The sequence below is a fragment of the Primorskyibacter sp. S187A genome, assembly GCF_049800955.1.
Taxonomy (GTDB): Bacteria; Pseudomonadota; Alphaproteobacteria; order Rhodobacterales; family Rhodobacteraceae; genus JAKVBH01.
The window spans coordinates 1084979-1103680 of the sequence record NZ_JBNAGA010000001.1; the positions used below are offsets into that span (position 1 = coordinate 1084979).

The following is an 18702-nucleotide window of genomic DNA, read 5'->3' on the forward strand; positions in this document are numbered from 1 at the left end:
GCCTAAATTTCTACACTTGCTATACGCAGATGCATGAACTGGCAGGCCATCTCCTTTGACTGGAACCAGGTGCGCGCGTTTCTCGCCACGGCCGAGAAGGGCTCGTTCAGCGGTGCAGCTCGGGCTCTGAAGACGACCCAACCGACCATTGGTCGGCAGATCGGTGCATTGGAGGAAGCGCTTGGGGTGACGCTCGTTGAACGGAGCGTGCGCGGGCTGAAGCTGACCGAAGCAGGTCGCAACCTTTTGGACCATGTGCGGGCGATGGGCGAAGCGGCGACGCTGATCTCGATGGTGGCGGATGGCAGTTCGCAGGATGTGACGGGAGAGGTCACCGTGACCGGCACCGATTTGCTATCGGTGTCCGTGCTGCCGGGTGTGCTCTGGCCATTGCGCGAGACTGCACCCGGCGTCCGCGTTCGTATTCTCACATCGAGCGAGCTGGAGAACCTGACCGAACGTGACGCCGACATCGCGATCCGTCACGTCCGGCCGGATCAGCCCGATCTGATCGCCCGGCACATCGGCGACTTTCGCGCCAACCTCTTTGCGACCTCCGCGTATCTTGATCGGGTGGGTCGTCCAGGCCGCTTGCGCGACATTGCCGACTACGATTTCGTCGGCAACGCAGACCCCGAACGATTGATGGCACCGCTTCACAACATGGGCATACCGGTGCGAGCCGAGAGCTTTGTGATGTCCAGCGCGAACGGCGTTGTGGCGTGGGAACTGGTGAAGGCCGGATACGGCGTGTCGATGCTGCCCGAAGCGCTCGCCGATGCGGAACCGACCCTTGAACGGGTTATTGACGATTTCCCGACGCTCGAGTTTCCGATCTGGCTCGTCACGCACCGGGAATTGCAGACAAGCCGGCGCATCCGCATCGTGTTTGACACGTTGGCCAGAGGGCTTGCGGAACGTCTTGCGCGACAAAGGCCGTCGGACTCTACGCCCAAGATCGCCGCGCCTGGTTCGGGGTCCAAGGCGATTGCTGGAGCGCGCGCACCCAAAGCGTGACCGGGCAGCATGGTACCGCCAAGTGGTCAATGGCCCGGTTGCTCGGGTTCCAACCAAGCCGCGAGGCAATCCCGTAGGCGATATATGAGTGGCCACTTGCCGTTGATGGCGCAAAAGTTGAGCGCCAAGGCCTGAACGGAGAAAGTCCGTGGAAACCAGTTTGTGCGAACCATTCCGCAAGGATCGCGTCGCACTCGCCGAATGACATCGTGACGAGACCGATGTCCTCGATGGTCGCAGATCTTGCGATTGATTCGTCGTCAGGGCGCCTGAAACAAAACTGACCCGGAAAATCTGACGAGCGCACCAGACCGGCGCTTGTCGGGCGACGCCCCGCTGCCCGTACGAGTTCATATACCGGTGTATGGCCGCTGTTCGAATTTCAGCAATGTATCCAGCATGAAAAAATGGGCATTCCTCGGTTCGAAAGCCGATCGTGCCATATCTCGGCGGCCAAGGTACCAGGGACGGAGCCACCCAAGAATGACCGATTTGAGTGATGTCGACCCGTGGGACCGGGTTGCGGATGGTTATGAGACCTCTGCGCGGCCCGTGTTCGCGGAATTCGCCGACGCCGCGCTGCATCTCGCCAACGTGCAGCCCGGCCAGACCGTTGCAGATATTGCCTGTGGGCCAGGAACGCTCACAATTTTGCTTGCCGAACGCGGTGCGCGTGTCAGTGCGCTCGATTTCTCACCCCGCATGTTGTGGATCCTGGAAAGGAACGTCGCCCGGGATCAACTGGAGGGTGTGTCGGTCCATCACGGGGATGGGCAGGTTTTGCCTTTCGAGGACGACCAGTTCGATGCGGCGTTTTCCCTGTTCGGGCTGATGTTCTTCCCTGATCGAACAAAGGGCTATGCCGAGATGCTTCGCACGTTGCGCCCGAGCGGCACAGGGTGCGTTTCAAGCTGGGCCAGGCTGTCTCTCTGTCCCTTGTTCGAAGTGATGGCGCATACGATCGCGCGTCTCGATCCGTCGCGAGGGCCCCCCGCATACGACATCAGTTCGTTGGAGAATCCGGATGTTCTTTTGTCCGAGATGCGGGCCGCCGGTTTCGCGGACGTCGCCGTGCACCCGGTTGAGCGCAGCTTCGCGTTTCCGTCGGCCAGCGAGCTTTGGCACGGATTGACGGAGGGCAGCGCACCGGTGTCGGTCATGCGGTCGCGTCTGTCGGCCGACGCCTGGGCGGCGCTATCGGATGATGCCGTCAGGTTCATCGATGCCAAGGCCGGACCGTTTCCGAACAGGTTGGCGGCGACTGCATGGATCGCGACCGGACGCAAGCCAATCGCCAAACGGCGCGCGGTTTCTAGCAAGACAAAACCAATATCGAGCAGTGAAAGATGAATGCCATGAAAAACCCGACACTACCACGGCGCCTGTTCGCTGCGTTTCCCTGCCCCTCAAAGATGCGTGCCGCTCGACTGCGGCGGGGGCTGGGTCGCAGCGCATGGACAATCACGTTTGCCTTTGTCGCCGCTTTTCCGGCGCTGGCCCAGACGCCTCAGAACACATTGCGCGAAGCCGTCCAGAGCGTCGAAGACACGCTCGATGCGCGGGTCGGGCTGGTGATCCGCCGGAGCGGCACCGACTGGTCATGGAGCCATCGCGGGGATGAGCGAGTATTGATGACGAGTACATTCAAGGCACTGCTCTGCGGTGCGATCCTTGCCCGCGCCGACGCGGGCACCCTTGATCTGGATGAGGCCCTTGCGATCACGCCATCAGACCTTCAGGACTATGCCCCGGTGACCGCGGCCCGCGTCGGGGCCTTCATGTCCATCGGCGATCTCTGCCTTGCAACCATCGATCTGAGCGACAACACCGCCGCGAACCTGTTGATTGACCGCTTGGGTGGCCCGAACTCGATCACCGACTTCCTGCGGAGCATCGGGGATGGGGTGGGACGGCTGGACCGCCGCGAACCCGAGCTGAACACACTCAGCGCGAACGGTCTGTGGGACACCTCGACACCGGATGCGATGGCCGCGTCACTGGAAACACTGCTGATGGGTGATGTGCTTTCTCAGCCCTCCAGATCTCAGTTGCGCGCGTGGATGGGCCTGGGCGGGGTGACGGGCAGCCTGTTGCGTCCGTATGTACCGGACACGTGGGATGTTGCGGACAAGTCCGGGGCCAGCGCCAGCAGCCGAAGCCTGATTGCAATGGTGACGCCGAATGTGGGGGCGCCGTATTTCGTCGCGATCTACATCTCGGACGCCGAAGTGAGCTTTGAGAGGCGCAACGCCGCGCTGATAGGGCTGTCCGCCGCTGTAGCTGATCTGATGGCGGATCAATGAAGTGATGTACTTCACCACCGCGCCACATTGGCCGATCCAGACCCGCTTGACACAAATTGCACGTCTCCGTAGTGAGACCGCAGGCCACAGACGCCCGCCGCCCGCCGACATTCGTCACGGTGAAGTTCTGTACCAGATACGATCTTCGTCATCCTCGGCCTGTGTCGTGCAGATGGTAATGCGGGCCCCATCCACTTCTTGCGCGACCAAAGCCGGAAGGAAAACGGGGTCATGTCGTCCCAAACCAATAGGTTTCTCAACGGGCCACTGCGCCCGATCTATGTCCGTACAGCACTGCCGATCATCTTCGTGATGAGCATGAACGGGCTGCTTGCCGTCGCCGATGCCTTGTTTCTCGGCCATTTTGCAGGGCCCCAGGCCCTGGCGGCCGTCACTTTGATGTTCCCGCTCTACATGCTGATCGTCTCGCTGGCGACGCTGGTGTCGTCGGGCATGTCAAGCTGCCTCGCCCGAGAGATCGGCGCTGGTGAGATGGCCGGGGCCCGCGCGACCTATGCCAGCGCGCATGGCATGGCGCTGGCGGTGGGTGTCGGTCTTGTGGCTCTGTTTCTTGGCTTCGGAGAGCCGGTGGCGCTTCTTGTCGCCGGTGGATCGGAAGAGTTGGCCGAGATGGGGCTGATCTATCTGCGCATCACTGCGTTCGCGTCGCCCATCGTCTTCGTCCTGTCGGTCAATTCCGATGCGTTGCGCAACGAAGGGCTTGTCGCGTTGATGGCAGGAATGAGCCTTTTTGTATCGCTGGCCAACATGCTCTTCAATTTCATCCTGATCGGGCGCCTCGATATGGGTGTGGCGGGGTCTGCCTATGGAACCGCATTGGCGCAGGGTTTGGCATTGTTCCTCATTCTCGGGTACCGCGTTCTGGGTGCGACAGCGCTGAAACCTGCTGCCCTGTGGCAGCATTCGCTCTGGTCAGGGTGGGCCCGCATGCTTGCGCTCGGCGCGCCGCAAAGCCTCAATTTTATTGGCCTTGCACTTGGCTCCGGGGCGATCATCGCTGCCTTGCAATGGGTCGAAGCCCCCAATTACGATGCGACGGTTTCGGCCTATGGCATCATCACCCGCCTCATCACCTTCGCCTTCCTGCCGCTTCTCGGGCTGGCACATTCCATGCAAACGATTACCGGCAACAATTTTGGCGCGGGCCTTTACGGGCGCAGCGATGCCAGCTTGCGGGCGGCGGTCATGGCGGCCTTGGTCTATTGTCTGACGCTGCAGATCGGGATGTCTTTATTTGCCGGGCCGATCGGCTCGGCCTTCGTATCGGACCCGGTTGTCATTGCCGAGGTTGCGCGGATATTGCCGGTGCTGTCGGCCGGGTTCTTCGTGGCGGGCCCGATGATGATGATCGCGATGCATTTCCAAGCGATTGGCGATGCCGGTCGTGCGGCACTCCTTGGTCTGTCCAAGCCCTATCTTTTTGCGATCCCGTTGACATTCGTCCTTGCGGGCTTGATCGGTGAGCCTGGAATATGGCTCGCCGGTCCGTTGGCCGAGGCGCTTTTGGCAGGACTGACTGGCCTCGTCCTGGCGCGGTTGGCCCGTAAGCAATCGCTGAGATGGGGCCTGTTTTCATCAAACGAGGAGGTTGCCTCATGAGCCGTGAATTGCCTTCCGTGGCAGAGGTCAAAAGCGAGGCGAAGAGACTGCGCGCCGCGCTTGCCGAACAGCGCCAACAGATCAGCCACGCCCAAGCGCTTGAGCGGATTGCAAAGCATCATGGCTTTCGCGATTGGAACGCGCTCTGCGCAAAGCAGATCAATGTTTGGCCCCGCAATTTGCAGATCGGGGGGCGCGTGACGGGGCGGTACATGTCTCAACCGTTCCGCGCGACGGTCCGGAAATCGGAGCAGATCCGACCTGGACGGTTGCGGCTGGTGCTTGCTCTTGATGAGGCTGTGGACGTCGTCCGCTTCGACAGTTTCTCGAACCTGCGCAAACAGGTTCGGGTCGAGATCGGCCCGGCGGGTCATTCGAAGGAACGCACGTCGGACGGGGTTCCCCATGCAGAGATTGACCTGTGATGGTCGTGTGCAGATGGCAGTCGGGGCTTGTCGCGGACACTCTCGGGGCAGTGGGCGATGCCTGAGGTGAGGTTCAGACCCTTCAGGCCGTCAGATGCGCAGCGTCTGGCGGCCATCCTGCACGAGGCCGTTCATATGATCGGCGCGCGCGACTACACGCCCGAACAGCTTGACGCTTGGAGCTTGGCGCCCTTGCCGCCGGAGACCTACCGCGCCCGTGTCGCGGACGGACGATTGGTGACGGTCGCCGTTTCGGACGAGGATGTGCCTGTCGCGTTCATCGAGCTTGAGGCGGATGGTCATATCGATTGCTTCTACTGCCACCCCGATGTGGCCGGATCAGGCGTCGGCAAGGCCTTGTTTCGGCAGGCTCAGGCGCATGCCATCGAAACTGGTCAAACCCGGCTTTACGTTGAGGCGAGTGAGGCGGCGAGGCGGTTCTTTCTGCGTGAGGGGTTTGAGGTGATTGCGCGCAAGACGTTTCGGCGGCGTGATGTGCTGATCCACAATTACGAGATGGAGAAATGGCTCGTCCGTCGGGCAAGAATTGAGGATGCCTAGCCCGATCGCGACACTTGTCCGAGCCGGCGGCTGGGGATTCAGCGCATTGCGTTTGCCGACCAGTGTCACATTTGATCGGCGACAATCGTCAAGGTCATACAATGCAATGAAATGGATGACCTCATGAAAGACACCGCTGAACCCGTGGGCTACGAAACCCTCCAACCCAAGCTTTATGCCCATCTTGGGCAGACCCACATGATGATGGCAAACCTGGGCCTCGCGCCCACACTTTCGACCCTGACTGAACTGCGTGTGTCACAGATCAATCAGTGCGCCTATTGCGTGAACATGCACCTTGCCCACGCGCGCGAGGTTGGTGTGGCGCAAGATAAGATCGACCAACTCGTCGTGTGGCGGGAGGCGCAGGTGTTTTCGGACGCTGAGCGTGCTGTCCTGGCCTGGGCTGAAGCAATGACATATCTTGATCGGGGGGTCGACTTCGCCCCTCTGCGCGCGAACTTGCAACATCATTTCGACGACGCCGAGATCGCCGTGATCACCGCGGATGTCGGAATGATCAACCTGTGGAACCGGGTGCAGAGGTCCAAGCACTGAGATGCGAGAGCAGACCGAAATCTTCGAGGAGCAGCGGCCCCGACTGACAGGGATCGCATATCGGATGCTGGGCTCGGTCAGCGACGCGCAAGATGTCGTCCAGGATACCTATTTGAGATGGGTCACGTATGACGGACCCGCCATCGACGCACCCGCGGCATGGTTGTCGCGGGTGTGCACGAACCGATGCCTTGACCGATTGAAGTCCGCCCACAAGACGCGGGTCGATTATGTCGGGCCTTGGATACCGGATCAGATCCAGACCGAGTATGTCGCCAGTGCGGAAGAGCAGGTTGAGATCGCGTCGTCCCTGACGACGGCCTTTCTGCTTCTGCTGGAGCGGCTGACACCGAAGGAGCGCGCGGCGTATTTGTTGCACGACATCTTCGGCATGCCCTTTGACGAAGTCGCGGCCTCCCTTGATCTGAACACCGCCAATTGCCGGAAGCTCGCCGCAAGGGCGCGGCGTTTCGTGACGCAAAGCCATGTCCGCCATATTCCGAATGAGCAACGTCAGGCAGAACTGATGGAGGCGTTTCGATCCGCGCTGGCGACCGGCGATACCGGTGGGCTGGTTCACGTTCTTCACGCCGAGACCACGCTTCGCGCGGACAGCGACGGCAAGGCTGCGGCCATTCGGCGGGTGATCGAGGGTCGAGGCGACGTTTGCCGTTTCGTCGCTGGGGTTCTGTCTCCGGCGTGGCGGGGGATGCGGCTGTCGATCAAGAAAATCAATGGCCTCTTGGGCCTTGTGGTCGAGGATGGCGCGATACCCTTTGCCTCGGTGACGTTCGCGTATGATGCTGAGGGGTGCGTCCGCGATTTCTTCATTTTGCGACATCCCGACAAGCTCAGTCAGCTCGGCGAGACGCTGAGCACTGCTGCAGGGGGCGGTGCGCTGTGGTTTCATTGATGGCGTCGCAACAGCGCTTTTGGGACGGGCAACGGCTGAGGTGGACGCTTTGGCACGTTCCCGCACCCCTCGGTTGGCGGTAAGATCCCGAATGTCCCGTGTCTTGCCCTTCGTATCGAAGATCGAACTGCCGCCGGGCAGTCTGCTGGAGGCGTACAGACGCCCTGGCGACTTTCTGGATTGCTACGCGGTTTCATCGAGCCTCTCTCCACGACTGGCGGCGGAAGAAATCGTCCGATTCCCGGGGTGGGCGCAGGCGCTGGTCGCGCTCAGAAACATCGTGACAGCGCCATTTGGGCTGTCTGCGGACGGGCCCGAAGCGGAAGACAAGCTGGGTGTCTTTCCGGTCGAACATGAAACCGAGACCGAGATAATTGCCGGGTTCGATGATCGGCACCTCGATTTCCGCGTTTCGGTGATGGCGCATGCGGGGCGCGTCTCGCTCGCGACCTGGGTTCGCCCGCATAACCTCGGCGGACGTCTGTACCTTGCGCTGATCATGCCGTTTCACATAGCCATCGCGCGTGATGCTGTTCGGCGAGTTGCGAAGGTCGGCGATGAGGTCGACGGACCTTAGGCCCTAGGATGTGTCATCCTTGCGTTTGCTGGTCTGGAGCTCGCGGTGCGTCGCCAGCCAGACCGGCATGCGCGGGGCGGGCAAGTCCGGAAAAACCCGCTCAAAGCCCGGTTCTCCTTCGCGCATCGCGCGAGGGCTCAAGCAAAATTCGCGCGATACTCACTTGGCGTTGTACCGACTTCGCGGCGGAACGTGCGTGTGAAATGGGCCTGGTCCGCGTAGCCGGTCAAGAAGCCGATCTCTGCGAGGCCGGGGCCGTCCTCGGAGCAAAGGTATGATGCCGCAATTTCAAGACGCGCCTCGCAGATCACGCGCGAGAAAGACAACGAATGCGCCTGAAGCTTGCGTTGCAAGGTTCTTTCGGACATTCCGATCTCCCGCGCGACCTCTGGCAAGATCCAACGTCGTGCTGGATCGCGCAATATTCGGGATTTCAGCGCCGCAATCGTGTCGTCCTTCCTGCTCCGCGAGCTTGGTTTCACAGCTTTCGATTCAATCCAGCAAATGGAGATTTCGCTTGCGACATCTGGGATTTTTGTGAGCTTCCATTGACCCGCCTTACGCCAGACCTGGCCACCTTTACCCGCCACACTGGTTTGGGTCTGCGTGACGATTTCACAAAGTATGATGATCAGTCCCAGAACCAGAAGGCTTTCCGCGATGGCGGGGGGCGGCCCCCCATCCTTTGCAACGTGGACCAAACGCCAGTCAGCTTGTCCAATCTCTTGCGCTGTTACCCGGTGACGGCCGTGACTGAATTTTTCCAATCGTCCCCACCGGTCCATCAGATCGCACATGTTTCGGGCACGCATGAGTGCTTGAACCAAAGGTTCAGGCTCCATCTCAGACACCGCATCAGCGATTGACAGGATCGCGTGCGCCCCATGATTTGACAGAATGTCGGACAACACCGCCCGCTTATCCGATTGCGGTACATGCGCACCTGCGGGGCGCGACACAGTCGCAAGCCCTTGTTTCGCAAGGCCAGTAGCCACCAATCGCATCATTGCCGCCGAGGCGAAGGCTTCTTTGTCCGGACTTCTCAAGTGATCAACGACCTCTCTCGCTGAGAACATAGAACGATGCAGGGGGATGTTCAGAGGGACTGTTGCCGTTCGTGAAGCGCGCCACCGGGCCTGGCCAGCAGGACCGCCAAAACCGGACGCCCTGAACCCGAGATAAACCGGCACATGCGGGCAATTTCACCCAAATAAACAGCGGTGTGACCTCACAGAGCTTACAAACGTCATGCCAGGAAATCCGCCGGTCTCAAGGGAAAGCGCGCGGGTCGAATGCCCGTTGCGTCCCGCACTGCATTGGCGATCGCGCCCGGAGCTGCGGCCATCGCGGTTTCGCCTGCGCCCGATGGGGGCAAAGTGCTTTCGACAAGCGAGATGGTCATCGGCGGGACATCCGCGCTGGTCGGGATCGGTGCATCGGCAAAGGTTTCGGCGACCACACGACCCTCTTCCAGAGGCATGTCGTCAGACAGAACCAAACCGATGCTCCAGACAAGGTTACCCTCGCACTGCGCACGGGCCTGGTCCGGGTTCACCACCAGCCCACACTCATGCGCGCACCACATCTGCGTCACGCGCGTCTGCCCGCCATCCGAAACGGTTACGTCTGCCACCACGGCGGCGTAACTTGTTTCTTTGTAGATGCCGCAGGCGATGCCCCGTCCTGTACGGCCGATGCCAGATGTTGGGGCACCCCAATCAGCGATCTCCGCGACATGCCCCAGCACCGCTGCAAGTCTTGCGTCATCAATATGCGCAAGCCGAAAATCCAACGGGTCCACGCCCGCTGCGCGTGCCGCTTCATCCATCGCAGACTCGACAGCCAGAGCATTCGGTCCGGCCCCCAGCCCACGCCACGGTCCGGTCGGGATCGGCAAGCGTCTGGTGTCATAGGCCAAATGACGGTTCGGGATGATGTAGGGCACCTGCATCCCCCGCGCGACGCCCAGATCCCCGATGGCAAAATCCGTGCCGCGCTGCATCCACGAAGGTACCACAGCAGATGTGAAAAGAATATGCGAGGACATCTGATCGTGCCGCCAATCGCTTATTCGGCTGTTGGAGAGCCTTGCGCGCACGCGATGGGAGGATGGCGGGCGGTGGAAAGCCCATGCAAACTCCTGCGCGCGTGTCCATTGCACTTTCACCGGCGCACCTGCCGCGCGGGCCAGCGCGGCGGCCTCCGCCTCGACAGTGCAGATCGTGCGACCACCAAAACCGCCTCCGATCCGCATGGAGTGCACAGTCACGTCAGCGTCGAGCGCATCCATTAATACATCGCGGACATAGAAAACGTCCTGCGAGCCGGTCCAGACTTTCAGCGCACCGTCCCGCCATTCGGCAACAGCTGCGCGCGGTTCGATCGCCGCATGGGCCGCAGGCGGCACGTCGAAACGCAGATCGATGTCCCACCCGCCGTCCGGTGTCGCGGCGGTTGCGATAGTGTGCCGCAACTCTCCTTGGGCAAGGGCGGCGTCTACGTTGATTGCATCGGTGACACTGGCCCGCGCGTGCACAGGCCCGATGTCCCACTTGATGTCCAAGGCGTCGGCAATGGCATCCAGGGCACCGGGCCGCGACGCGACGATGCCGAGGCCTTGCGCCTGTCCTATGGGCAGGCTGACCTCTTGGACAATTGCGACGAACCCAGGGACAGCCTCGGCCGCTGCCGCGTCCCAGCTTACGGGTTTTGAGGCTACTTCCGGCGCGGCGGGCGCTCTTAAAACACGCCCGTAAAGCATGCCGTCCCGCACCACATCCGCGGCGTAAAGCGGCGCGCCCGTGACGATGGCACGACCCTGTTCGATCTCCGGGCTCGCGCCGATTACCCCCCCGGCTTGAAAAGACCGCAATTCGGTGCGTGGACGCGCCTCAACGATGATCGCGCCAGTCGTTTGCCCCGCGTCCAGCGCATCACGCAACGCAGCGCAGGCCTGCGCTAACGGTTCCATGAACTCCATCACGGACTCGCTGCCCACCGTCGCCCTTACGCGACCTGCGTCCGTGTCGTGCAGCATAACTTTGACGGCCTCCCAAGGCACATCCAGTTCCGCGCAGGCCACCTGTTTTAAGGCAGTTGCGATGTTCTGCCCCATCTCTGCCCGCGGCAGGTTGAGCGTGTAGCGACCGTCCCGATAGGCAATCCAGCCTGCCGCAGTGTCCAGATCAGGGGCGGGGCGCGCGGGGATCACGGGCATCTGTGACCAAACGCCTGCGCCCGCGCCGACCAATGCGACAAGACCGACACTCGCTGCTTTCAAAAATGCCCGCCGCCGCATCAGACCGCCCCCGCCGCGCGGGCTATTGCCGTCTTGATGCGCAGGTAAGTGCCGCAGCGGCACAGATTACCGTTCATTGCGGCGTCTATTTCGTCCCCAGAAGGCTGCGGTGTTTCCTCAAGCAAGGCGACCGCCGACATGATTTGCCCAGCCTGACAGTAGCCGCACTGCGGCACGCCTAAGTCGAGCCAAGCCTGCTGAACGGGGTGCAAGGCCTCGCCCTGTGCCAGCCCTTCAATTGTGCGCACATCCGCGTCTTCCACGTCCTCAGCCCGCATCACACAGGACCGCGTGGCGACCCCATCAACAATGACCGTGCAAGCGCCGCACTGCCCCACACCGCAACCAAACTTCGCCCCAGTCAGGCCGAAATGCTCTCGCAAGACAAAGAGCAACGGCTCATTGCTCCAGTCTGCCGGGACGTCGGATTGGGTTCCGTTCAACGTGAATTGCATCGTATTCTCCACATTTGCTTTCTCTGGAAAATGGGAATGCAAAAGCGGTGTTCTTGAATAATTACGCCAAAACGCAACGGACTTAAAAAATCCAGATATGCCCGGGATAGGACCGCTATCCGGCAAAAGCTGTCAGTTGCAACCTTTGCAGAAGAGGTAGATTTAGGCTTAGCGCCAACCAATACCGCGTGAGGGAACGACAGCCGCTTTGAGACGGCGAACGGCAGGACCGTTCGCCAAGATGTCTCAGATATCAACGCGCTCTGCGATGCTCAGGGCGTCCTCTAACGCAACGCCAAGATAGCGAACAGTACTGTCCACCTTCGTATGGCCTAGCGGCAGTTGCACCGCGCGGAGGTTGCCGGTCTTTCGATGAATTTCCGCCGCTTTGGTCCGGCGCAACGAATGAGTGCCATATCCACTTGGGTCCAGGCCAATCGCCGTTACCCAATCGCGGACAAGCCGTCCATATTGGCGGGTTGAGATATGCGGTCTGTCGTGGAAGCGGCTCGGGAACATGAACCGGCAGGCAAACATCTCGGGCGATTTGACCCACGCGAGGACGGTATCGCGTGTGTTTTCCGTCAGTTCAAACTGCACCGGTCGCTTGGTCTTGCTCTGGATGACCGAAATGCGTTCTCGCACGCGATCATCCTTCGCCAATTCCGACACGGCCAATTTGACGAGATCACAGCCGCGCAGATAGCCCGCGAGTGCGAGCCTTGCCCGGATTGCCCAAACCTGTTTTGGCAGTAAGGCCTTTTTTGGCCGATGATCCGCCCCTTGTTCCAAGCTCTGCGTTTCGGGGGTGTTGCGGGAAGTTGGACTCTTGGCATGATATGCCTTCCGATCCACCCTTCAAACCCAATCACCAGCACCGCGCTGGCGGCTGGATTGTATCGTCCTTCGCAAGGGCAGTCTTCGCGAGCCGGCTGACGGCGTCAGTGCTGCATGAGCATACGGCTGCTATGAGCCCAGGTTACCGAATGGTGCGGAATGCGCGGAGATCTGAAAACAGTTACGAAGCAGTCGTTCGCGGATGGTTCTCGGGTTGATCCAGTGATGTCGTGCTCCGTCGCCGGCATTTCGCGCGATTGCCAATTAAGCAGGAAACCGCTGCGCGACGGTTGGTGCCTTTACCACGGCAGGTTGCAGGTTGGTGCACGCAAAAAATGCTTGTAGACGTTCGGTTCACCGGCACCGTCACCCAGCAAAAGGCAGCGCCCGGCATCAATCGTGATCTTTGAATTTCCACGCCATCGCCCGGCCAATGCGGCGTTCGATACTGGGATGAGAAAAGAAGAACACCTCCTCGAGCCAGTGCGGCGAAGGCGCCCTGTAGTTGGCCGTGCGCATGAGTGCCTGGGCAAGGCCATCGGGTTCATTTGACAGCTCCAGTGCGTAGCGGTCCGCTGCGGATTCAAGGAGGCGGGAGTAGCTTGAGGTCAGGGGCGTTGCCAGCAACAACACCACGGTAAACAGGGCATATAGGATCGGGAGAGAGCCGGGATGATCGATCCTTGCGACCGACAGTCCCGCGCGCTCCCATGGTATCGAACGATACATGCGATCTGTAGAGTAGAGCGCGACTCCGGCAAGAGCGCTGTAGACCACCAGGGTGACCATGACGTGGTGTTTGACGAAGTGGCCGATCTCATGAGCTACCACGGCGCGGATTTCAGCCAGATCTGCGCCTTGCTGGAACATGGTATCACTCAACGCGATGCGCGCCGTTCCGAACAATCCGGACACGTTGGCGGTGAAGCGTTCGGACTGGCGGCTTCCGTCGTAAAGATGAATGGAGGCCGCCTCGATACCAGCCGCATCCGCAAGCTCCGTTACAGCCGTCAACACCTCGCCTTGCGGTGCCGGGGTATAGGTGTTCAGCAGAGGTTGCAGGACGACCGGTGCAAGGAACGTCACCGCAAACAAAGCTGCTGCGGTCAGCCCGCTCGCCCAGACCCACCAATTTTTACCAGTGCGTCGCACAAGCCAGTAAATGCCTGCAACGATCAATGCGCCTGCGAGTGCGGTCAGGCCCGACAAAAGCGTCCATTGAACGGCCCAGTCCGCAAACGGCTGCTCGGAGAGCTCGAAGGCGCGTTCGCGATGCCAATCGACAAACGCTGTGAACGGCAACGCCATCACCGCGAGGGCAAGAAGGAAGACGAAGGCCGCCGAGAGCGCCGACAGATTGGGCCGGGCCTTCGTCGCGTTGAGCCCGTCCACGATCCGAGAGAGCAGGCCCGAACGGGCGATCAGTGCGCAGGCGAAAAGCGTCACAGCAAGTTTCGCGACCAAGATCCAATGGTTCCCCTGCGTATAGGCGACCGCCTTGGCAAGCTCATCGGCGGAAAGCAAGCCAAGCCAGTTTTGGGTTTCCAGTTCGGCTTGGGTCATTGGTCAGTCCTTTCAAGAAGCGCGGAGCGCGGTGAGTGGCACGGTCGCCTAGGATCTAGACAAGGTAAAAATTAAAGTAAAACATTAATTATTTATCCCTAAAGATTGCAATCAGTGTCTTGCGGCTTTAGATCCGGGTCATTGCGAGCGACGTCTCAAGGAGAGAACAAAATGCCACCGATCAAGCAGCTGATGCCTGCGGTTCCTGGCTGGTCACACCTCCTTATGGCCTTTCTGGCACTCGGTGCCTGTGGGTCCCTTACGCCCGTATCACCCCCTGTCGTCGATCAGCTGAACCTCGCCGCCCTGTCCGCCGAGGTCGATGCGGGCGCCTTTGGTCGCATCGCCGCCGTCGTGGTGTCGCAAGGCGGGACGGTGGTCTTCGAGGACTATTTCGCAAGCCAGTCGCCAGACGGCTTGGTCGATATGCGATCGGCCGGAAAATCCCTTACCGCCATCGCCGCGGGTATCGCGATTGAGGAGGGTTTGATTTCGGGCGTCGATGCGCCTGTGATTTCGGTCTTCGCGGATCGTGCGCCCATCGCTCTTGATGGCGAGATCAAACGGTCCATCGTGCTGCGCGACCTGCTGACCATGCGCTCGGCACTTGATTGCAACGATTGGCGCCCAAGTCCCGGCAACGAAGAGCGCATGTATCGCACGCGCGACTGGACGCGGTTCGCGTTGGACCTTCCCGTCGATCCAAGGGCATCGGCGGCAGCTGGCGGCGCCTCACGGTTCAGCTATTGCACGGCCGGTGTCTTCCTGATCGGCCAGATGATCGAGCGCGAAAGCGCAGAGCGCTTCGATCGATACGTCGCAAGCCGCGTCTTCGACCAAATCGGCGTAACCGATGTCGAATGGACCCGCTCGCCAAGTGGAGAAATCCAGAGCGGCGGCCAGCTGGGCCTGCGCGCACGCGACGCGGAGCGGATCGGTCGGTTGGTCCTGAACGAGGGGCGGTGGGGCGGCCAGCAGATCGTCCCCGCAGCTTGGATCGCGGAAATGGTGACCCCTGCGTCGTGGCCAAGGCAGGATTTGTCCTATGGCTATTTGTGGTGGCGCGGCGAGTTCCGCGTCGGTGCTTCCGTCCGAACCGTCGATACCATTATGATGATGGGCAACGGTGGGAATATCGTCGCCGTTATCCCCGAGTACGATGCTGTCGTTGTGGTTCAGTCGAGGAACTACAACACGCCGGGCGATTTCGAGAGATCGCGTGACCTTATCGAACGGTTTGTTCTGGATGGCCTGGCAGATCGGGACGCTCGGACACGGTGAGCGTGTGGGCTGTTACCCCACCTCGGTCTGAGCGCCATCGAACTCTAGAAGGTCGCCGGGCTGGCAGTTCAACTCCCGGCAGATCGCTTCGAGAGTATTGAACCGCACGCCGCGCACCTTGCCGGATCTGAGCAGCGACAGGTTTTGCTCCGAAATGCCGATCCTTGCAGCAAGGTCCCGTGACGTCATTTTGCGCCGAGCCAGCATGACGTCGAGGCGGACGATAATCGGCATCTCAGATGACCTCCCGGTGATCTTGCCAAAGCTCCGCGCCGAGGGCGAAGGCCTGCGCCATGAAGCTTGCGATCAGCGCCGTGAAAGCCACCGAAATCTGTGGCGTTCCGAAGGCGATGCTCAGCACACGTGATCCGTCCGGGTAGCCCCGGGTCGCCGCGACTGAGGCAAGCGCCTGCGACGCGAGCCCTGAGGCCAGCATGATCCAAAGCAGATAGGCCACCCATCGCGCGCTTTGCACGGCAGCGGCGGAGTTACCCTGACGAAGCTGCCCAAACAGGCGCCGGGCGACAAGAAGCAAGGCAAGCCACAGTGCCAGATGCGCCGCCAGGATCGCGATCAGTGCCAAGGACTGCCAAAGCACAAGCGGGGCGGTCACATATCCGGCACGATGCGCAATGCTTTCGGCCAATTCGGTCGGAGACACCACGCTGGCCACGGCGCCGATGCAGGCGACCCCGATCAAGACCACGATTCCGGCCGTCATGATCACCTCGATCTTGCGGGCGGCGGCAAGCGTGCGTGTGGCGTCAATCATCTTTCAGCTTCCCTCTCGAAAAGTTTCATGTTTTACATTAAATAATTCACCTGAATCATTCAATAGGCTTGAGCATGAACACGTTACCCTCTTTCCGGACGCTGGCAACATTGGCCATTGTGGCAACCGCGTCTGCATGCAGCACAATGAACCCGGCAGCACTTGTCGCGGCGAGCCGCCTTGATCCCCTGAACACGCCGCCATCGGAGATCTCAGTTGCCGTCGGCGTCCCTGAAACTCTGCGACTTGAAGACGGCGACGCGGAGTTCCACATCGCTTTCCGTGGGGGATCGGCGGCCTCCACGATCATGCTGGAGAGGGTCGCGCCTCTGAGCTTGTCAGTGACCGGTTCTGAAGGTCCGCGCCCAAGCACACCTGGTGAGACCGTCTATATCGCTCGTATCGCGCCGGAAGACGCGGACCGCATCGCAGCCGTGCAGAAGGAAATCCGTGACCTGCGCGCTGCGGGAACGGACGGAGACGGATCGCTGACCGTCAGGATTGTCGGCGGCTGCTTTTTCGGTGCGCCACCGGAAGTGATTTCGGTCAGCACCTGGCTCCAGACCGATCCGTCCGATGGCTTCGTGCAGCTGACGCGCCGTCAGGACGTAATGCGGGCCATCGGTGCCCGCGACGCAGCGATGCTGATGTCGCAACTCAGCCCCTGTGCCTCGGAGTAATGGCACAATGAAACTCGGATCCTTTCTCATCTTGTTGGCACTCCTTGGCCCCGGAGTTGCACTTGCCCAGCAGGCCGACGAAGGGGTTACGCTCACTTTCGGTGCAGGTGTTGCCGCAACGTCCGGCCTCTATGTCGGGCAGGACGATGAAGTATTGCCGTTCCCCATCCTGATGGCGACATACCGGGATTGGACCGCAGATGTGTCACGCGGCATTCGATATGCTGCTGTGACGACCGATCGTACGCGGGTCGAAGTCGGGCCTGCGTACCGTTTCGGTCCTGATGTGCCCGAGACGGCGCTTTTCAATGGCCTGGATCGGGACGGCAACATCGAGCTTGTCGCGTCCATCGCCCACGGCTTCGATGGTTTCGATATCGCAACGGAAGTCGGCGCGGATATCTCATCTGTCCATGACGGGGTTCGCGCGGACCTCTTGGTTGGCCGGACGGTGTCGGTCGTTCGTCTTCAGGTGGGAGGGCGCTTGGGCGTGGGGTACCTTGATGCTGATTTTGGATGCCATCTTTGTGGCGTCGGGCCGGACGCGGCCACCTCTTCGCGGGTGGCCTATTCGCCCGGTGAAACCCTGCCCCCAAGGATCGAGTTTTCTGCTGCACTCCCGTTCGAGAACGGCGCGTCGTTGATTGATTTTGTCGAATACAGGCGATTGCCGGATCCGGTCACGGGCAGTCCGCTCGGGGCGGACCGGGATCAGACGAGCATCGCATTGTCGCTGATGAGGAGTGTCTGATGTCTCCCATGCGCATCGAGACGCTCAAGGCATCCCTCCTTGCCGTTGGAATTCTGGCAGGCTGCTCTGCAGAGTTGTTCTACACTCCGACAGAGCTGCGTGGGGTGTGGGCACTCGAAGAACATGATTTGACAGTTTCGGATTCTAACACGGCTGAGACTGCAGATCCGTGTTTGCCGCTGCTGTTCGTTTGCGCTCATCCGGGTATCGCCGAACCGGGGCGCGGCCCGTTGATGCTTCAGGCCGTTCTGGGATTCACCGCGGCCGAGATTGCGCGTGCCTATGTCAGCTCTCCCGCCGCCATACCGAAACAACTGGTGCGCGCGAAGGAGCGCATCAAGGCCAATGCCATCCCGTTCCGCGTCCCGGACCCCGAGATCAGAGCAGAACGCCTTTCGGACGTGATGGAAGCGATCTACGGCTGTTACGCCCTCTGCTGGCTCGACGGGCAGGAGGCGGACAGCATGCAGCGCGAAGCCGTCTACCTCTCCGACCTGCTTGCCTCGGAAATGAACGACGACCCGGAGGTGCTGGGTCTGTCGGCACTGCTTGCCTTCCTGCATTCCCGCCGCGCGGCGCGGCTTCGGGATGGGTGCTTCGTCCCCTTGGCCGAGCAGCCAACCGAGATTTGGGATCACGAACTTGTCGCCGCAGCCGATTTGCGGCTGAGACAGGCCTTCCAACTCGCACGTCCCGGCCGGTTCCGGATGGAAGTCGCGATCCAATCTGTCCACGCGGCGCGGGCCCGCACCGGTACAACCGATTGGCCAGCGCTGCTGTCGCTTTACGAGGGTCTGATCCATTTCGCGCCAACCCTGGGCGCATATGTCAGCCAAGCCGCGGTCGTCGGCGAAATCAATGGCCCGGAGGCGGGCCTGTCGGCGCTCGAAAAACGTGCCGATCCGCGTCTTGAACGATTTCAACCCTATTGGGCAACCCGCGCCCACCTGTTGGCGGGGTCCGGTGCCATTGTGGAGGCGCGCGACGCCTATGACCGGGCGATCTCGCTTGCGGTTTCGGCCGGGGCCAAAGGGGGTCTCGCCACTGCGCGGGCCAAGCTCGACCAGCCGTGATCACCACATCGAAAGGAT

General features: G+C 61.0%; 20 protein-coding genes and 1 pseudogene. 13 read left to right on the forward strand and 8 right to left on the reverse strand.

Features of this window, described 5'->3' with window-relative positions; genetic code table 11:
* Nucleotides 1–33 precede the first annotated feature (33 nt).
* From ACP15S_RS05510 to ACP15S_RS05550, 9 genes are all read left to right on the forward strand, one after another.
* Nucleotides 34–1017, forward strand: coding sequence for a LysR family transcriptional regulator (locus ACP15S_RS05510; protein ID WP_425038570.1), 984 nt, complete (start codon nucleotides 34–36; stop codon nucleotides 1015–1017).
* Between the two features lie 483 nt (nucleotides 1018–1500).
* Nucleotides 1501–2367, forward strand: a complete 867-nt coding sequence (locus tag ACP15S_RS05515; protein WP_425038571.1) for a class I SAM-dependent methyltransferase — start codon at nucleotides 1501–1503, stop codon at nucleotides 2365–2367.
* Nucleotides 2364–3320, forward strand: coding sequence for a class A beta-lactamase (bla, locus tag ACP15S_RS05520; protein ID WP_425038572.1), 957 nt, complete (start codon nucleotides 2364–2366; stop codon nucleotides 3318–3320). Before ACP15S_RS05515 ends, bla begins: the two co-directional genes overlap by 4 nt.
* Nucleotides 3321–3551: 231 nt before the next feature.
* Nucleotides 3552–4940 (forward strand): MATE family efflux transporter, encoded by a 1389-nt coding sequence (locus ACP15S_RS05525; RefSeq protein ID WP_425038573.1) that lies wholly within the window; start codon nucleotides 3552–3554, stop codon nucleotides 4938–4940.
* Nucleotides 4937–5365: a glyoxalase superfamily protein gene (locus tag ACP15S_RS05530; protein ID WP_425038574.1), complete on the forward strand. Its 429-nt coding sequence runs from the start codon at nucleotides 4937–4939 to the stop codon at nucleotides 5363–5365. Before ACP15S_RS05525 ends, ACP15S_RS05530 begins: the two co-directional genes overlap by 4 nt.
* A 57-nt stretch (nucleotides 5366–5422) precedes the next feature.
* Nucleotides 5423–5926 carry a GNAT family N-acetyltransferase gene (locus tag ACP15S_RS05535; RefSeq protein WP_425038575.1) on the forward strand — a complete coding sequence of 168 codons (504 nt, stop codon included), beginning with the start codon at nucleotides 5423–5425 and terminating at the stop codon, nucleotides 5924–5926.
* 123 nt (nucleotides 5927–6049) lie between these two features.
* Nucleotides 6050–6484: a carboxymuconolactone decarboxylase family protein gene (locus tag ACP15S_RS05540; protein ID WP_425038576.1), complete on the forward strand. Its 435-nt coding sequence runs from the start codon at nucleotides 6050–6052 to the stop codon at nucleotides 6482–6484.
* A 1-nt stretch (nucleotide 6485) separates the two neighbouring features.
* Nucleotides 6486–7397 (forward strand): RNA polymerase sigma factor SigJ, encoded by a 912-nt coding sequence (sigJ, locus tag ACP15S_RS05545; RefSeq protein WP_425038577.1) that lies wholly within the window; start codon nucleotides 6486–6488, stop codon nucleotides 7395–7397.
* 91 nt (nucleotides 7398–7488) lie between these two features.
* Entirely contained in the window at nucleotides 7489–7974 is a 486-nt protein-coding gene (locus tag ACP15S_RS05550) for a DUF2867 domain-containing protein (protein ID WP_425038578.1), read from the forward strand.
* A gap of 3 nt (nucleotides 7975–7977) precedes the next feature.
* Here ACP15S_RS05550 and ACP15S_RS05555 read toward each other — a convergent pair whose 3' ends face one another.
* From ACP15S_RS05555 to ACP15S_RS05580, 6 genes and pseudogenes are all read right to left on the reverse strand, one after another.
* Entirely contained in the window at nucleotides 7978–8100 is a 123-nt protein-coding gene (locus ACP15S_RS05555; RefSeq protein ID WP_425038579.1) for a hypothetical protein, read from the reverse strand.
* 11 nt (nucleotides 8101–8111) lie between these two features.
* Nucleotides 8112–8882 (reverse strand): helix-turn-helix transcriptional regulator, encoded by a 771-nt coding sequence (locus ACP15S_RS05560; protein ID WP_425038580.1) that lies wholly within the window; start codon nucleotides 8880–8882, stop codon nucleotides 8112–8114.
* 338 nt (nucleotides 8883–9220) lie between these two features.
* A complete protein-coding gene (locus ACP15S_RS05565; RefSeq protein ID WP_425038581.1) occupies nucleotides 9221–11254 on the reverse strand; it encodes a molybdopterin cofactor-binding domain-containing protein in 2034 nt (677 codons plus the stop codon).
* A 17-nt stretch (nucleotides 11255–11271) separates the two neighbouring features.
* Entirely contained in the window at nucleotides 11272–11727 is a 456-nt protein-coding gene (locus tag ACP15S_RS05570; protein ID WP_425038582.1) for a (2Fe-2S)-binding protein, read from the reverse strand.
* Nucleotides 11728–11973: 246 nt separating this feature from the next.
* Nucleotides 11974–12563 (reverse strand): annotated as a pseudogene (locus ACP15S_RS05575) (tyrosine-type recombinase/integrase).
* A 394-nt stretch (nucleotides 12564–12957) separates the two neighbouring features.
* Nucleotides 12958–14127 carry a M48 family metalloprotease gene (locus ACP15S_RS05580; RefSeq protein WP_425038583.1) on the reverse strand — a complete coding sequence of 390 codons (1170 nt, stop codon included), beginning with the start codon at nucleotides 14125–14127 and terminating at the stop codon, nucleotides 12958–12960.
* A gap of 171 nt (nucleotides 14128–14298) precedes the next feature.
* Here ACP15S_RS05580 and ACP15S_RS05585 point away from each other — a divergent pair, with 171 nt between their 5' ends.
* On the forward strand, nucleotides 14299–15408 hold the full coding sequence (locus ACP15S_RS05585) for a serine hydrolase domain-containing protein (RefSeq protein ID WP_425038584.1): 1110 nt from the start codon (nucleotides 14299–14301) through the stop codon (nucleotides 15406–15408).
* A 12-nt stretch (nucleotides 15409–15420) separates the two neighbouring features.
* Here ACP15S_RS05585 and ACP15S_RS05590 read toward each other — a convergent pair whose 3' ends face one another.
* Entirely contained in the window at nucleotides 15421–15642 is a 222-nt protein-coding gene (locus ACP15S_RS05590; RefSeq protein ID WP_425038585.1) for a helix-turn-helix domain-containing protein, read from the reverse strand.
* Between the two features lies 1 nt (nucleotide 15643).
* Entirely contained in the window at nucleotides 15644–16180 is a 537-nt protein-coding gene (locus ACP15S_RS05595) for a hypothetical protein (protein ID WP_425038586.1), read from the reverse strand.
* Between the two features lie 74 nt (nucleotides 16181–16254).
* Here ACP15S_RS05595 and ACP15S_RS05600 point away from each other — a divergent pair, with 74 nt between their 5' ends.
* From ACP15S_RS05600 to ACP15S_RS05610, 3 genes are read left to right on the forward strand one after another with little or no spacing between them, the layout of a single operon-like run.
* Entirely contained in the window at nucleotides 16255–16860 is a 606-nt protein-coding gene (locus ACP15S_RS05600; protein WP_425038587.1) for a hypothetical protein, read from the forward strand.
* A gap of 7 nt (nucleotides 16861–16867) precedes the next feature.
* Nucleotides 16868–17611 (forward strand): MipA/OmpV family protein, encoded by a 744-nt coding sequence (locus ACP15S_RS05605; protein ID WP_425038588.1) that lies wholly within the window; start codon nucleotides 16868–16870, stop codon nucleotides 17609–17611.
* Nucleotides 17611–18684, forward strand: coding sequence for an RNA polymerase sigma factor (locus tag ACP15S_RS05610; protein ID WP_425038589.1), 1074 nt, complete (start codon nucleotides 17611–17613; stop codon nucleotides 18682–18684). The genes ACP15S_RS05605 and ACP15S_RS05610 overlap by 1 nt, the downstream gene beginning before the upstream one ends.
* Nucleotides 18685–18702 lie beyond the last annotated feature (18 nt).

Excerpts from the sequence above, each read along its gene's own strand:
- ACP15S_RS05585 (WP_425038584.1), top strand. The coding sequence starts at position 14,299 with ATGCCACCGATCAAGCAGCTGATGCCTGCGGTTCCTGGCTGGTCACAC.
- ACP15S_RS05535 (WP_425038575.1), top strand. The coding sequence starts at position 5,423 with ATGCCTGAGGTGAGGTTCAGACCCTTCAGGCCGTCAGATGCGCAGCGT.
- ACP15S_RS05530 (WP_425038574.1), top strand. The coding sequence starts at position 4,937 with ATGAGCCGTGAATTGCCTTCCGTGGCAGAGGTCAAAAGCGAGGCGAAG.
- ACP15S_RS05515 (WP_425038571.1), top strand. The coding sequence starts at position 1,501 with ATGACCGATTTGAGTGATGTCGACCCGTGGGACCGGGTTGCGGATGGT.
- ACP15S_RS05605 (WP_425038588.1), top strand. The coding sequence starts at position 16,868 with ATGAAACTCGGATCCTTTCTCATCTTGTTGGCACTCCTTGGCCCCGGA.
- ACP15S_RS05510 (WP_425038570.1), top strand. The coding sequence starts at position 34 with ATGAACTGGCAGGCCATCTCCTTTGACTGGAACCAGGTGCGCGCGTTT.
- ACP15S_RS05590 (WP_425038585.1), bottom strand. The coding sequence starts at position 15,642 with ATGCCGATTATCGTCCGCCTCGACGTCATGCTGGCTCGGCGCAAAATG.
- bla (WP_425038572.1), top strand. The coding sequence starts at position 2,364 with ATGAATGCCATGAAAAACCCGACACTACCACGGCGCCTGTTCGCTGCG.
- ACP15S_RS05610 (WP_425038589.1), top strand. The coding sequence starts at position 17,611 with ATGTCTCCCATGCGCATCGAGACGCTCAAGGCATCCCTCCTTGCCGTT.
- ACP15S_RS05600 (WP_425038587.1), top strand. The coding sequence starts at position 16,255 with ATGAACACGTTACCCTCTTTCCGGACGCTGGCAACATTGGCCATTGTG.
- ACP15S_RS05540 (WP_425038576.1), top strand. The coding sequence starts at position 6,050 with ATGAAAGACACCGCTGAACCCGTGGGCTACGAAACCCTCCAACCCAAG.
- ACP15S_RS05580 (WP_425038583.1), bottom strand. The coding sequence starts at position 14,127 with ATGACCCAAGCCGAACTGGAAACCCAAAACTGGCTTGGCTTGCTTTCC.
- ACP15S_RS05525 (WP_425038573.1), top strand. The coding sequence starts at position 3,552 with ATGTCGTCCCAAACCAATAGGTTTCTCAACGGGCCACTGCGCCCGATC.
- ACP15S_RS05595 (WP_425038586.1), bottom strand. The coding sequence starts at position 16,180 with ATGATTGACGCCACACGCACGCTTGCCGCCGCCCGCAAGATCGAGGTG.
- ACP15S_RS05550 (WP_425038578.1), top strand. The coding sequence starts at position 7,489 with ATGTCCCGTGTCTTGCCCTTCGTATCGAAGATCGAACTGCCGCCGGGC.
- ACP15S_RS05555 (WP_425038579.1), bottom strand. The coding sequence starts at position 8,100 with ATGCGCGAAGGAGAACCGGGCTTTGAGCGGGTTTTTCCGGACTTGCCC.
- ACP15S_RS05570 (WP_425038582.1), bottom strand. The coding sequence starts at position 11,727 with ATGCAATTCACGTTGAACGGAACCCAATCCGACGTCCCGGCAGACTGG.
- sigJ (WP_425038577.1), top strand. The coding sequence starts at position 6,486 with ATGCGAGAGCAGACCGAAATCTTCGAGGAGCAGCGGCCCCGACTGACA.